This is a genomic window from Rhizobium phaseoli (assembly GCF_001664385.1).
GTDB classification, from domain to species: domain Bacteria; phylum Pseudomonadota; class Alphaproteobacteria; order Rhizobiales; family Rhizobiaceae; genus Rhizobium; species Rhizobium phaseoli.
In genome coordinates this window covers 97,690-111,101 of sequence record NZ_CP013532.1, presented here as the reverse complement: position 1 = coordinate 111,101, position 13,412 = coordinate 97,690, and the positions used below count along the sequence as shown (strand labels likewise).

Here is a 13,412-nt window from a genome sequence, read left to right as displayed (position 1 = left end):
CCGCATCCTTCGCTAGAATTGAAGAACCCGCCGGAGCGATCCGGCGGGTTCTGCATTTTCAGACGATGAAAAAGGTCATTCCCAGCCGACCATGCGCTGGTAGAGCGCATAGACCGGGTCGGCGACCGCGCCGGCCGGCTGGGGCGCCGGATCGGCATCGATCATGCGCGGCGTCCTTCGGGCTGGTGCGGCGTCGGTCGCCGCGGGATCTGGCTCCGCCTCCTCGCCTGACTGCGCCTTTTGATCTTCCTGCTGCTGATCCTCGGGAGCGTCGTCGCGCTCGTGCTGAGGCTGGTGGTGCGTTTCCCCCGCCGTCTCGTTCGACGGCATGTCCTTGGCGAACTGATAAGGCAGCTGGGTATAGGCAACACCATCCGGCATCCGTGCCGCAAGCGCCACATAGGAGGGTTCAACGGCTTCAGGGACCGGTAGTATTTGCGGCTGCGCGGCGATTTCTTTCGGCTGACGGTCCGCCGCCGCAGCGACCTCGCCCTCCGTCGGCTGAGGATGGAGTGCTGCGGCCTGGCGCAGGTCGGGTTCCTGAACTTCCACCGGCTGCCTCGCCAGGGTCTCGGCCGCGTCGCTGATGACGGCGTCATCGAGGATGGTGTCGATCTCCACTGCCGCCTCGACGGGACCATCCGCCAGTACGATGTCGACGTCCTGCTCGCGGATAATGGTTGCGATCATCTCGGAGACCTCTTCGGTCATCGAGGCGACGATGCCCGTCCAGTTTCTCGGAATGACGGGATCGGCCTTTTCCGAATTCACACGCGGCTGGATGGCCGGCGGCTCCGCTGTTTCCCTGCGGTCGCTGACCGCGGCCGTCTCCATGGATTGCCCGGCTTCGGCCTCCGGGGCGACCGGATTTTCCGGCGCGAGCTCTTCTGCCGTCGCGAGAGCGGAGCGGGCGTTGTTTTCAGGCTGCGGCGTTTTCGGCTCGGCTGCTGCTTCTACGGCTTCGGGGGCGACCGTCGTCGCGTCCGTCATAAGCGGTTCGGCCCCGACATGGGTATCGGCCGGCGCAGGCGCCCTTTCTACCGGCTGGCGCATCGCGGCAGGCAGGCTGCCCTCATGCAGCTGGATTTCAGGGCGGGCATCGGCGCGCATCGGCGAAGCGTCGTTCTGGCCATAGGAACGCACCACGGCGCGGGCGGCGAGATCACGGTCCTTGTAGCGGACGATTTCGAGATAAGCGACGATCCGCGCGGCTTGCGGACCTGTCGGATTTTTCAAGGCTTCGGCGATCATCCTGAGCGGCAGGCTATGGCCCTCACCGCCAAGCTGGCGCTCGACCTCGTCGATGCTGGCGGCCGGCAGGCGCCGGATGGCATCGGCGAGCCGGGAAGCGAAGGCGAGATTTGTTTCGTCGTCGCCGCGATCCAGCGATATGGCCCGGCCGGCTGCATCAAGGACATCCAAAAGGGCTTCGACCATGCGCTCACGCGCGGCAAGGAGCAGAATGTTGAGCTTGCCGGCAATGGCGGAATTGAGGTCTGCAGCTTCGACCGCGTTGACCGGCGCCGGGGCGATCACCGAACGATCGAGGCCGCTGGCGACGATCGCGGCGGTCTGGCCTTGCGACGAAAAGCTCGCATTGGACGCTACACGAACGGGAGTCAACATGGCATGCTCCTTTCGCAAAGTGACGATGAAAGCAGGCTCTATAAAAGGACCGTGCTCATCCGATCCCTCTGCATCCCAGCAGATCCTCCTGTCCGCATGACGCGATTTCGGCGTCATCGAATGCATAAAAATTAATGAGAATTTTAGGAAAGAGACCTTAACGAAATGCTAAAGCGCGTCGCGATCTTTCGAATTCGCTGCGCGCGCTCAGGTGTTCGCCTTGCAGCCGCGGAGGCGCACGGGCTGGTGCCAGCGTTCCCCGGGCCGTTCGCTCAGCTATGGGCGAAGATATCGGCCTCTTCCCAGCCGAGCAGGTCGAGCTTGGCGCGGGTCGGCAGGAATGCGAAGCAAGCGGTGGCATGGTCGAAGCGGCCATCGCGGATCAGGCGGGCGGTCAGCTTGTCGCGCAACGCATGCAGATAAAGTACATCGGAAGCGGCATATTCGAGCTGGGCCGGAGACAGCGTTTCAGCCCCCCAGTCGGACGATTGCTGCGTCTTGGAGATATCGACGTCGAGCATCTCCTTGAGATTGTCCTTCAGGCCATGGCGATCGGTGTAGGTCCGGCTCAGGCGCGAGGCGATCTTGGTGCAGAAGACCGGGGTCGTCGTGACGCCGAAGGTGTGGAACAGCACGGCAATATCGAAGCGGCCATAATGAAAGATCTTCTGGTGGGTCGGATCTTCGAGCAAAGCGACGAGATTGGGCGCCTCTTTCTGGCCGGCGGCGATGCGGATGACGTCGGCGGTGCCGTCACCCGGTGAGAGCTGGACAACGCAGAGCCTATCGCGGCGCGGCACCAGGCCGAGTGTTTCGGTGTCGATGGCGACAGCACCGGTATAACGGGCGGCATCGGCCGCAGATATATCGCCTTCGTGATAACGTATGGTGGCGGCCATGAGACTGTCTTTCATTCGGGACGTCAGGCTGAACCGGCCTGAGATCGTGTTTTAGCCCTATAGCGCAAAGCCGCAATATGCGAAACCGCTTCCTCTGCGGGTACTTCAGAATGTCGGCGGCGTGTTGATCCAGAGGAGCACGGTTTCGCCGTCGTGACGGTTGCGCCAGGAATGGTAGCGGCGGCTTTCGAAATATAGCGAATCGCCCGGACCGAGATCGAAAAACTGATCGCCGTCGAGCACCAGCTCGAGCCGGCCGGACAGAACATGCATGAATTCCTCGCCCTCGTGGCGGTAGGCGCCCTCACTGGCGGCACCCGGCGTCAGCACGAAACGATGGCAGTCCATCATCCTGGGGCCTTCGGCAAGCAGCTGAACGGTGACGCCAGGCGTCGTTTCCGGCCAACTACGCCATTCGCCGGCGCGCACGAGGACCGGCACCTCGCCGCTTTCTTCACCGGAGAGGCGTGAGACGGTGGTGCCGTAATAATCGGCGAGATCGTGCAGCGTCTTGAAGCCGACGCCCTGCGAGGTGCGCTCCAGTGTCGAAAGCGTCGAAGCGGTGATGCCGTTGTCGCCGGCCACCTGTTCCAACGTCTTGCCGGCGGCATGGCGCAGGCTGCGCAGCCGGCGGCCGAGGCCGGAATCCTGGCTTGCTTCGCCCTCAGCCGCGGGATCCTCGCCCTCCAGCGCCTCGCGGATGGCCGCGGGATTGAGGCCTCGCTCGACCCGATACCAAGAAATGCGCTTCAGGCGCGCCACGTCGTCGGCGCTATATTGCCGATGACCGGTTTCGGAGCGGCCGGGAATCACCAGACCCTGGCTTTCCCAAAGGCGCAGCGTCGAGGCGGAAACGCCCGCCAGCCGCGCGGCCTCCGCCACTTTGTAGCGCACAGGCCCGTTATCGTTCATCCGCCACTTTCCCCGATTCTCGTTGCGCGAGCATTGATCAAATCGCCTGATGTTTGAAGCAAAAAATGTCTCTTGTTTTCTTGCAGGAAAAATGTAGGAATTTCCAGAATATCTTGCAGAACTTATGCAAGATAATCCTAAACCCTCGATATGGAGCAGTTCGATGACCGCGACAAGCCTTACGGACCGGAAGAACGCCGCGATTTCGCGCGGCGTCGGCATGACCACCCAGATCTATGCGGACCGGGCAGAGAATGCCGAGATCTGGGACAAGGAGGGGCGCCGCTATATCGATTTCGCCGCCGGCATCGCCGTTCTCAACACCGGCCACCGTCACCCCAAAGTCATCGCGGCGGTTAAGGATCAGCTCGACCATTTCACCCACACCTGCCACCAGGTTGTTCCCTACGAAAGCTATGTCAGCCTTGCCGAACGGTTGAACGCCCTGCTGCCGGGTGACTTCGAGAAGAAGACGATCTTCGTCACGACGGGCGCTGAGGCGGTGGAAAATGCCGTCAAGATCGCGCGTGCGGCAACCGGCCGCTCGGCCGTCATCGCCTTCGGTGGCGGCTTTCACGGCCGCACCTTCATGGGCATGGCGCTGACCGGCAAGGTGGTGCCCTACAAGGTCGGCTTCGGCGCCATGCCGGGCGACGTGTTCCATGTCCCCTTCCCGGTCGAGCTGCATGGCGTCACCGCCGATCAGTCGCTGGCGGCGCTGAAGAAGCTTTTTGCCGCCGATGTCGATCCGCAGCGGGTCGCCGCCATCATCATCGAGCCGGTGCAGGGCGAAGGCGGCTTCTACCCGGCGCCGGCCGCCTTCATGAAGGCGCTGCGCGAGCTCTGCGACCAATATGGGATCCTGCTGATCGCTGACGAGGTGCAGACCGGTTTTGCCCGCACCGGCCGGATGTTCGCGATGGATCATCACGAGGTGGCGGCCGACCTGACGACGATGGCAAAGAGCCTTGCTGGCGGCTTTCCGCTCGCCGCGGTCACCGGCCGCGCCGAGATCATGGACGCGCCCGGACCGGGCGGTCTCGGCGGCACATATGGCGGCAATCCGCTCGGCATCGCCGCTGCGCATGCCGTCCTCGACGTCATCAAGGACGAAGATCTCTGCAATCGCGCCAACCAGCTCGGCGGCCGGCTGAAACAGCGGCTGGAATCGCTGCGCGAGACAGTACCCGAGATCGCCGATATCCGCGGGCCGGGCTTCATGAATGCGGTCGAATTCAACGACCGGACGACCGGCTTGCCGAGTGCCGAATTCGCCAACCGGGTGCGGCTGATCGCGCTCGACAAGGGCCTGATCCTGCTGACCTGCGGCGTCCACGGCAATGTCATCCGCTTCCTCGCGCCGATCACCATCCAGGACGAGGTTCTCGGCGAGGCGCTCGACATTCTCGAGGCTTCGATGCTGGAAGCGAGCGCGGCCAAGTAACCGATCCGGATTTCAATGGCTGCCGGCAGCCGGTAGCCGCTCCCAAGGAGATATGAGATGGCTTTCACCACCGCCCTGACAAGGCACGTTCCCTTCTCTTCGCCGTTCCTGCGCGCCGCCGGCTATATCAACGGCGTCTGGACATCGGGCGATGCCGCCAAGACCTTCGACGTGCTCAATCCAGCAACCGGCGAGCTGCTGGCTTCGCTGCCCGACATGGGGGCAGCCGAGACGCGGGCGGCGATCGATGCCGCCCATGCCGCCCAGCCGGCCTGGGCTGCCCGCCCGGCCAGGGAGCGCAGCGCGATCCTGCGCAAATGGTTCGACCTGATGGTCGCCAATGCCGACGAACTCGCCGCGATCCTGACCGCCGAAATGGGCAAGCCCTTCCCGGAAGCGCGCGGCGAGATCCTGTATGCCGCATCCTACGTCGAATGGTACGCCGAAGAAGCCAAGCGCATCTATGGCGAGACGATCCCCGCGCCCTCGAATGACAAGCGCATGATCGTCATCAAGCAGCCGGTCGGCGTCGTCGGCACGATCACGCCGTGGAATTTCCCGGCGGCGATGATCGCCCGCAAGATCGCGCCGGCGCTGGCCGTCGGCTGTACGGTCGTGTCGAAGCCCGCCGAACAGACGCCGCTGACGGCGATCGCGCTGGCCGTGCTCGCCGAACAGGCCGGTATCCCGGCCGGGGTCTTCAATCTCATCGTCGGCATCGACGGTCCGGCAATCGGCCGCGAGCTCTGCGGCAACGACAAGGTGCGCAAGATCAGCTTCACCGGCTCGACCGAAGTCGGCCGCATCCTGATGCGGCAGTGCGCCGACCAGATCAAGAAGGTCAGCCTGGAGCTCGGCGGCAACGCGCCGTTCATTGTCTTTGATGATGCCGATCTCGATGCCGCCGTAGAGGGCGCGATCGCCTCCAAATACCGCAATGCCGGCCAGACCTGCGTTTGCGCCAACCGCCTCTACATCCAGTCGGCCGTCTATGACGCCTTCGCGGCCAAGCTTGCCGCCAGGGTCGCCACAATGCCGGTCGGTGACGGCTTCACCGCGGGTGTCGAGATCGGGCCGCTGATCGACGAGCAGGGCCTTGCCAAGGTGGAAGATCATGTCAGCGACGCGGTTGCCAAGGGCGCCAAGGTGCTGACCGGCGGCAAACGCATCGACGGCGCCGGCACCTTCTTTGCCCCGACGGTGCTGACCGGCGTTGAGCGCGGCATGAAGGTGGCGCGCGAGGAAACCTTCGGACCGGTGGCGCCGCTCTTCCGTTTCGAGACCGCCGAGGATGTCATCGCTCAAGCCAATGATACGGAATTCGGCCTTGCCGCCTATTTTTATGCCGGCGACCTGAAGAAGGTCTGGCGGGTGGCGGAAGCGCTCGAATATGGCATAATCGGCATCAATACCGGCATCATGTCCTCCGAGACCGCGCCCTTCGGCGGCATCAAGCAATCCGGCCTCGGCCGCGAGGGCTCACGCCACGGCGCCGACGATTATCTGGAACTGAAATATCTCTGCATCGGCGGCGTCTGATCCGCCGTCACACGGAACCAGGCACGCGGCCGAATGCCGCGTGCCGTCAATAATGCGGCGGCCGGGTAATTGCCGGGGCTTCCAGCGACTGCTCCTCCAGCGACAGGAAGCGTTCAGTCAGCCGGTCGAGCTTGGTGCGCATCTGCTCGACGATCTTCCATTGTTCGGCCAGCTGATCGGAAAGCTCCTCAATCGTCTTTGCCTGATAGGCCAGCATTTCCTCCAGCCGGGTGATGCGGTTGGTCTCGTCGGACATCGAACCTCCTTTGCCGACACCGGCAGAACAGATGGTTCTCCCAAAGCGGAAATAGGCCACCTCGTCAATGTTTTCGATGGCCGGCGCAACCGCGCGCAAAACTGAACCGTTTGGTTACTAAAAGACCTTGCCGTGCCCTGTGTTGTGGGATAGGCCCTTTCCCATCAGGGAGGAATACTGATGGATGCAGGAAACGGCTTTCTTCATCCGGACCGGCTCTTTCCGGCCGACCCGGCAACACGGACCATTGCGCGCGACCTCTACGAGACGGTGCGCAATCTTCCGATCGTCAGCCCGCACGGGCATACCGAACCGTCCTGGTTCGCCGACGACAAACCCTTCGAAGATGCGGCTTCGCTGCTGGTCATTCCCGATCATTATCTCTTCCGGATGCTGCACAGCGTCGGCGTTCCCCTGGACGCGCTCGGCGTGCCGCGGCTCGACGGCAAGCCGGTGGCTGCAGGCCGCGCGATCTGGCAGACCTTTGCCAGGCATTACCATCTTTTCCGCGGAACGCCGTCGAGCCTTTGGGTCGACCACGCCATGTCGGCCGTGCTCGGCTGCACCGAGCCGCTGACACCTAACAATGCCGATGCGCTCTACGATCACATCAATGCCCAGCTTGCCCGTCCGGAATTCCGGCCGCGAGCGCTGCATCAGCGATTCGGCATCGAAACGATCGCGACGACTGAGGGCGCGCTCGATTCGTTGGCGCACCACCAGAAGATGGCCGCCGACGGCTGGATCGGCAAGGTGCGCACCACCTACCGGCCGGACAGCGTCACCGACCCCGACTCTGTCGGCTTCCGCGACAATCTCATAAAATTCGGAGAGATCACCGGCGCTGACGTGACGCGCTGGGAGGGCTTGATCGAGGCGCATCGGCGCCGGCGCGCCTATTTCCGCCAGTTCGGCGCCACCGCGACCGATCACGGCGTACCGAGCGCCTTGACCGCCGATCTGCCGCTTGCGGAAAAACAGGCGTTGCTCGACAGGGCATTGAACGGCCCGCTTTCGGCTGCCGAGGCAGAGCTTTTCCGCGGCCAGATGATGACGGAGATGGCCGGGCTTTCGGCCGAGGACGGCATGGTCATGCAGATTCATGCCGGCTCGCGGCGCAATACCGACAGCGGGCTTTTTGCGACCCGCGGCCCGAATATGGGCGCCGATATCCCGACGCGGACGGACTGGGTCGGCGGCCTGAATGCGCTGCTCTCCAAGTATGGCCATGCTCCAGGGCTGCGGGTGCTGCTCTTCACCCTCGACGAGACGACCTATGCCCGGGAACTCGCGCCGATGGCCGGCCATTGGCCCTGCCTGATGATCGGTCCACCTTGGTGGTTCCACGACAGCCCGCTCGGTATTCGCCGCTATCTCGACCAGGTGGTGGAAACGGCCGGCTTCGCCAATATGGCGGGCTTCAACGACGATACGCGGGCGCTGCTTTCGATCCCGGCGCGCCATGATGTCTGGCGCCGCGAAGTCTGCCGCTTCCTCGCCGCGCTCGCGGCCGAGCACCGGATTTCCAAGAGGGACGCCGAGATCGTTGCCGGCGAACTCTCCTATGGCAACGCGAAGAAGGCCTATAAGCTGTGACCGAACGACTGCAGACCCTTTCCGGCCTCGCCCCGACGGCGAAGCTTCCCGCCTATGACCGAAGCCAGCTGAAAAGCGGCATCCTGCATCTGGGCCCCGGCGCCTTTTTTCGCGCCCATTTTGCGCCGTTCACCGATGGCGCGCTTACCGCCGCCGGCGGCGACTGGGGCATCGAGGTGGCGAGCCTGCGCACGCCCGATGTGGCCGACAATCTGAGTGCCCAGGACGGGCTTTATACGACGCTGATCCGCGACACCTCGGGCACGACGGCCGAAGTGATCGGCTCGATCCTGAAGGCGCATGTGGCGCCGCGCGATCCGGCCGGGCTGCTGGGGCGGCTCGAAGATCCCGCGATCCGCATCGTCAGCATGACAGTGACGGAAAAAGCCTATGGTTTCGATCCGGCAACCGGCGGCCTCGACCTGAAACACCCCGATATCGTCGCCGACCTCGCCAACCGGCATGCGCCGCGCGGCGTCATCGGCTACCTCGTCGAAGGCCTTGCGCGCCGCCGGCAGAAGGGCATCGCCCCGTTTACGCCGCTCAGCTGCGACAACCTGCCGAGCAACGGCGCCGTGCTGAAGCGCCTGGTGCTCGAATTCACCTCCCGCATCGATGCCGATCTGCATCGCTGGATCGAAGCGAATGTGCCCTTCCCCTCGACGATGGTCGACCGCATCACGCCGGCGAGCACCGACGCGACCTATGCCGATGCCGCGCGGCTGACGGGCCGCACGGATATGGCGGCGATCGAGACCGAGCCCTTTACGCAATGGGTGATCGAGGACCACTTCGCCAATGGCCGGCCGGCCTGGGAAAAGGTGCGCGGCGCGCTGATGGTCGAAGACGTCTCGGCCTATGAAAAGATGAAGCTCCGGATGTTGAACGGCGCCCATTCGCTGCTCGCTTATCTCGGTTATATCGGCGGCTATGAATTCATCCGCGATGTGATGGACGATGCCGCCCTGGCGGCGCTGGCCTATCGCCACATGCATGCAGCGGCGAGGACGCTCGATCCGGTGCCCGGCATCAACCTCGATGACTATGCCAATGAATTGATAGCGCGCTTTGCAAACAAGGCAATCGCGCATCGCACCTATCAGATCGCCATGGACGGCACGCAGAAGCTGCCGCAGCGGCTGCTGGAACCAGCATGCGAGGCGCTGGCGCATGGCGACAGGGCGGAAACCTATGCAATCGCCGTGGCGGCCTGGATGCGCTATGCGATCGGCGAACACGGCAATGGCGAGCGCTACGAGCTGCGCGATCCCCGAGCCGCGGAAATCGAAGCGCTGATCGCCGATGTTCCACGCACGGGTCCGGCGATTTCGGCGGCGCTTTTCACCCTGCCCGGCCTTTTCCCGAAGACTTTGACGGAACATCGGGCGTGGGCGCAGGATGTGTCGGACAAGCTGGAAATCCTGATCCAGGACGATCGGTTGCCGCTGTTTTGAGGTTTCTCTCTTTCCTCCGACACGCCTTGCTCTTACTTGGGGAGAGATGGCAAGGCGCGTGCTACAGTTCCCTTCTCCCCGGCGGGGAGTAGATGCCGGCAGGCAGATGAGGGGGTGAGCGGCGAAGCCGCGAATGCGCTGAGCGCAAGCGAAGGGCAATGAATGGTGTGCCATGTGGCCCCCTCATCCGACCCTTCGGGCCACCTTCTCCCCGCTGGGGAGAAGAGGGAGCCAAGCCGCGACGGTCCGCTTTGACGCGGAGGCGTAAACCCACGCCACATGGTCACGCCTTCACCCGCGCCATATCAGGATCATAGAGCGGCGCCAGCGACACCTTGCAGGGGATGCGTTCCCTGGCGACGTCGAGCTCATAGCTGCCGGAGAGGATGAAATCCTCCGTCACGCCGTCGGCATTGCGGACATAACCGTAGCCGATCGGTTTGCCGAGCGTGTAGCCGAAGCCGCCGCTCGACAGCCAGCCGACGCGTTTGCCGTTGCGATAGATGGTTTCGCGGCCGAGCAGCACGATATCGGGATCGTCGGGCACGAAGCAGGCAAGGCGCTTCTTCACCCCGCCCGCAAGCTGGCGTTCGATCGCCTCGCGGCCGCGGAAGGGGATGTTCTTCCTGATCTTCACCGCCCAGCCAAGGCCGGCCTCAACAGGTGTGTGGTCGGGGCCGATATCGGAGCCCCAGGCGCGATAGCCCTTCTCCAGGCGGCAGCTTTCGATGGCGCGGTAGCCGGCATTGACAAGCCCGAGCTCACCGCCCGATGCCATCAACGCGTCGTAGACCGCGGTCGCATATTCAATGGGAACATGCAGTTCGTAGCCGAGCTCGCCGACATAGGTGATGCGCAAGGCCCGCACCGGGCAACCCGATATGCCGATGGTTTTGACCTGGCCGAAGGGGATGGCCGTATTCGAGACGTCACTGCCGGTCACTTTCTCCAGCACCGCGCGTGCATTCGGTCCCATCAGCGACAGCACGGAATAGGCCGAGGTGACGTCGATCAGTTCGGCATGCATCTCCGCCGGAATATTGCGGGCGATCCAATCGAAATCGTGGGTGGCGAAACCGGTGCCGGTGACGATGTAATATTCGTTCTCGGCGATGCGGGCGACGGTCAGGTCACATTCGATGCCGCCCTTGTCGTTCAGCATCTGCGTGTAGATGAGCGACCCGACAGGCCTTGCGACATCATTGGCGGCGATCCAGGAGAGGGCCGCCTCGGCATCGCTGCCCTTCAGCACAAATTTGGCGAAGGAGGTCTGGTCGAAGATGACGGCCGCCTCGCGCACTGCCTTGTGCTCGCGGCCGACAGCGTCGAACCAGTTCTGCCTGCCGTAGCTGTAGATATCCTTCGGCTCCTCATTGGCGAAGAGATCGGCAAACCAGTTCGGCCGCTCCCAGCCGAGCTTTTCGCCGAAACAGGCGCCCTGCGCTTTCAGCCGGTCGTAGAGCGGCGATTTGCGGCAGGGGCGGCCGCTCGAATGCTCCTCGAACGGCCAGGCCATGGTGTAGTGTTTGCCATAGGCTTCGAGCGTGCGGGTGCGCACCCAGTCGGTATCGAAGTGCGGACGGCCGAAACGGCGGATATCGACTGGCCAGAGATCATAGGGCGGCTCGCCCTTCGTCACCCATTCGGCGAGCGCCATGCCGGCGCCGCCGGCCGAAGCGATCCCGAAGGCGTTGAAACCGGCGCCGACGAAGAAGTTCTTCAGCTCCGGCGCCTCGCCGAGAATGAAGTTGCCATCCGGCGTGAAACTTTCAGGGCCGTTCAGCAGCTGCTTGACGCCGACATTCTCCAGCGCCGGAACGCGGCCGAGCGCCTGTTCCATGATCTGCTCGAAATGGTCGAAATTGCTGTCCAGCAGTGTGTAGTGGAAACCTTCGGGGATGGCTTTCTCCGCCCAGGGAATTGGATTGGGCTCATAACCGCCCATGACGATGCCGCCGACCTCCTCCTTGTAATAGGTCAGGCGATCGGGATCGCGCAGGGTCGGCAGGTTGGAAGGCACACCGAAAGATTCGGTGATGATATATTGATGCTCCACCGAGACCAGCGGCACGTTGACGCCGAAACGGGCAGCGAAGGCGCGCGTCCATTGGCCGGCGCAGACGACGACGCGCTCGCATTCGATACGGCCCTCAGCGGTAATGACGGCGCGGATCCTGCCCTTGTCGATGTCGAGATCGAGAACTTCGGTATCCTCGAAGATCGAAACGCCCGCCATGCGGGCGCCCTTCGCAAGCGCCTGGGTGATGTCGGAGGGATTGGCCTGGCCGTCTGTGGGAAGGAAGGCGGCGCCGACGAGGTCGTCTATCGTCATCAGCGGCCAGAGATCGAAAGCCTCCTGCGGCGTCAGCAACTGCATTTCGAGGCCGAAGGACTGCGCCGTCGTTGCCTGACGCTTGACCTCCGTCCAGCGCTCCTCGTTGCAGGCAAGCCGCAGGCCGCCATTCATTTTCCAGCCGGTGCCGAGGCCGGTTTCCTCTTCCAGCCGCTTGTAGAGATCGACTGAATAACCGAGCAGCTGGGTGATGTTGGCGCTGCTGCGCAGCTGGCCGACGAGGCCGGCGGCATGGAAGGTGGTGCCCGACGTCAGCTTCTTGCGCTCCAGGAGAACAGTATCGGTCCAGCCGAGCTTGCCGAGATGATAGGCTGTCGAGCAGCCGATGATGCCGCCGCCGATGACCACGGCTTTTGCCGTCTTCGGTAGTTGTTTCGTCATTTATCTTTCCTGTTCAAAGGCCTGATAGGCGCGTTCGAAGCGCCCGAGATTTTCGGCGGTATAGGCGGCATAGTCGAATTGGATGGTGGAATGGATTTCCGAAATCATGCTCCACAGCGTCTCACGCAGCAGCGAGGCGCATTTCATCGCGCCGTAGCGGCAGCTGAGCTCAGCGGTCAGTGGCCGGTCGAAATAGGTCTCGAGCATCATCTGCTCGGTAGCTTGCGAGAACTCGTTGTTGGAAGCCAATCCGCCGAGATCGAATAGCGGCGTGTTGAAGCCGGCATAATCCCAGTCGATCAGCCAGAGCCGCTTGCCGTCATCGAGAAAATTGGCGGCCAGCAGATCGTTATGGCCGAAGGCGATCTCGAACGGGGCTGCCGCTGCTTCCAGCCTCTCGGCCTTGGCGATCAACGCCGGCAGCAGCGGAAGGTGAGGGCTGCCCGATTCCTTCAGACTGGCGGCATAGTCGCGGATGACGTGGAAGACCCAGAAGATCATCGCCGGGCCGCGGAAATGCCGCGCGATGTCATGGTGGCAGGCGCGCACCAGCGGCACGACCCGGGCGAGCATGTCAGGCGTCCTGATATCCTCCGGCGACAGCGTCCGCGCCTCGATATAGTCGAGCACCAGCACGCCGGGCGAATGGTGGATGACGGCAGGCGACAGGCCGGCGGCATGCGCCGCGCGGCTTGCGGCAAGCTCGTTCTGTCTGAGGATGTGGTGGATTGGAATATCGGCGCCGAGTCTCACCACGCAGCGCGCGACGGCATCGCTGACCAGATAGTTCCTGTTGGTGATGCCGCCAGATATCGGCGAAATTTCAATCGGACCCTGCCAGATGCCAAGCGCATGAATCCTATCCTCAGGCGTCATGCTATCCCCCTTGCGGCGCTGGCAAAATGATGGGGCAGAGCGGGATAGGCTGTCAAGCAGCGGCGCGTCCTTCCGG

General features: G+C 63.4%; 10 protein-coding genes. 4 read left to right on the top strand and 6 right to left on the bottom strand.

Features of this window, described 5'->3' with window-relative positions; all coding sequences use genetic code 11:
* Window positions 1–75 precede the first annotated feature (75 nt).
* The 3 genes from AMC88_RS00500 to AMC88_RS00490 all read right to left on the bottom strand — a co-directional run bounded on the left by AMC88_RS00500 (window position 76) and on the right by AMC88_RS00490 (window position 3,437).
* Window positions 76–1,626 carry a hypothetical protein gene (locus tag AMC88_RS00500; RefSeq protein ID WP_012482162.1) on the bottom strand — a complete coding sequence of 517 codons (1,551 nt, stop codon included), beginning with the start codon at window positions 1,624–1,626 and terminating at the stop codon, window positions 76–78.
* A gap of 272 nt (window positions 1,627–1,898) precedes the next feature.
* Window positions 1,899–2,525, bottom strand: a complete 627-nt coding sequence (locus AMC88_RS00495) for a ribonuclease D (protein ID WP_012482161.1) — start codon at window positions 2,523–2,525, stop codon at window positions 1,899–1,901.
* A gap of 105 nt (window positions 2,526–2,630) precedes the next feature.
* Window positions 2,631–3,437 (bottom strand): MerR family transcriptional regulator, encoded by an 807-nt coding sequence (locus AMC88_RS00490; protein WP_012482160.1) that lies wholly within the window; start codon window positions 3,435–3,437, stop codon window positions 2,631–2,633.
* Window positions 3,438–3,600: 163 nt separating this feature from the next.
* Here AMC88_RS00490 and AMC88_RS00485 point away from each other — a divergent pair, with 163 nt between their 5' ends.
* Together AMC88_RS00485 and AMC88_RS00480 are read left to right on the top strand one after the other, a co-directional pair.
* Complete coding sequence (locus AMC88_RS00485) at window positions 3,601–4,881, top strand: 4-aminobutyrate--2-oxoglutarate transaminase (protein WP_012482159.1); 1,281 nt, start codon at window positions 3,601–3,603, stop codon at window positions 4,879–4,881.
* A 57-nt stretch (window positions 4,882–4,938) separates the two neighbouring features.
* Window positions 4,939–6,420, top strand: a complete 1,482-nt coding sequence (locus AMC88_RS00480; protein WP_064829848.1) for an NAD-dependent succinate-semialdehyde dehydrogenase — start codon at window positions 4,939–4,941, stop codon at window positions 6,418–6,420.
* 46 nt (window positions 6,421–6,466) lie between these two features.
* Here the strand turns inward: AMC88_RS00480 and AMC88_RS00475 are convergent, their stop codons facing one another.
* The gene (locus AMC88_RS00475) at window positions 6,467–6,676 is read right to left on the bottom strand and encodes a SlyX family protein (protein ID WP_041683816.1); all 210 of its coding nucleotides are present in this window, start codon (window positions 6,674–6,676) and stop codon (window positions 6,467–6,469) included.
* A 180-nt stretch (window positions 6,677–6,856) separates the two neighbouring features.
* Here AMC88_RS00475 and uxaC point away from each other — a divergent pair, with 180 nt between their 5' ends.
* Window positions 6,857–8,272, top strand: coding sequence for a glucuronate isomerase (gene uxaC / locus AMC88_RS00470; RefSeq protein WP_012482156.1), 1,416 nt, complete (start codon window positions 6,857–6,859; stop codon window positions 8,270–8,272).
* On the top strand, window positions 8,269–9,726 hold the full coding sequence (locus AMC88_RS00465) for a mannitol dehydrogenase family protein (RefSeq protein WP_064824641.1): 1,458 nt from the start codon (window positions 8,269–8,271) through the stop codon (window positions 9,724–9,726). Before uxaC ends, AMC88_RS00465 begins: the two co-directional genes overlap by 4 nt.
* A gap of 283 nt (window positions 9,727–10,009) precedes the next feature.
* Here AMC88_RS00465 and AMC88_RS00460 read toward each other — a convergent pair whose 3' ends face one another.
* Entirely contained in the window at window positions 10,010–12,460 is a 2,451-nt protein-coding gene (locus AMC88_RS00460) for a GcvT family protein (protein WP_064824640.1), read from the bottom strand.
* Window positions 12,461–13,336: a choline/ethanolamine kinase family protein gene (locus tag AMC88_RS00455; RefSeq protein WP_064824639.1), complete on the bottom strand. Its 876-nt coding sequence runs from the start codon at window positions 13,334–13,336 to the stop codon at window positions 12,461–12,463.
* Between the last annotated feature and the right edge of the window lie 76 nt (window positions 13,337–13,412).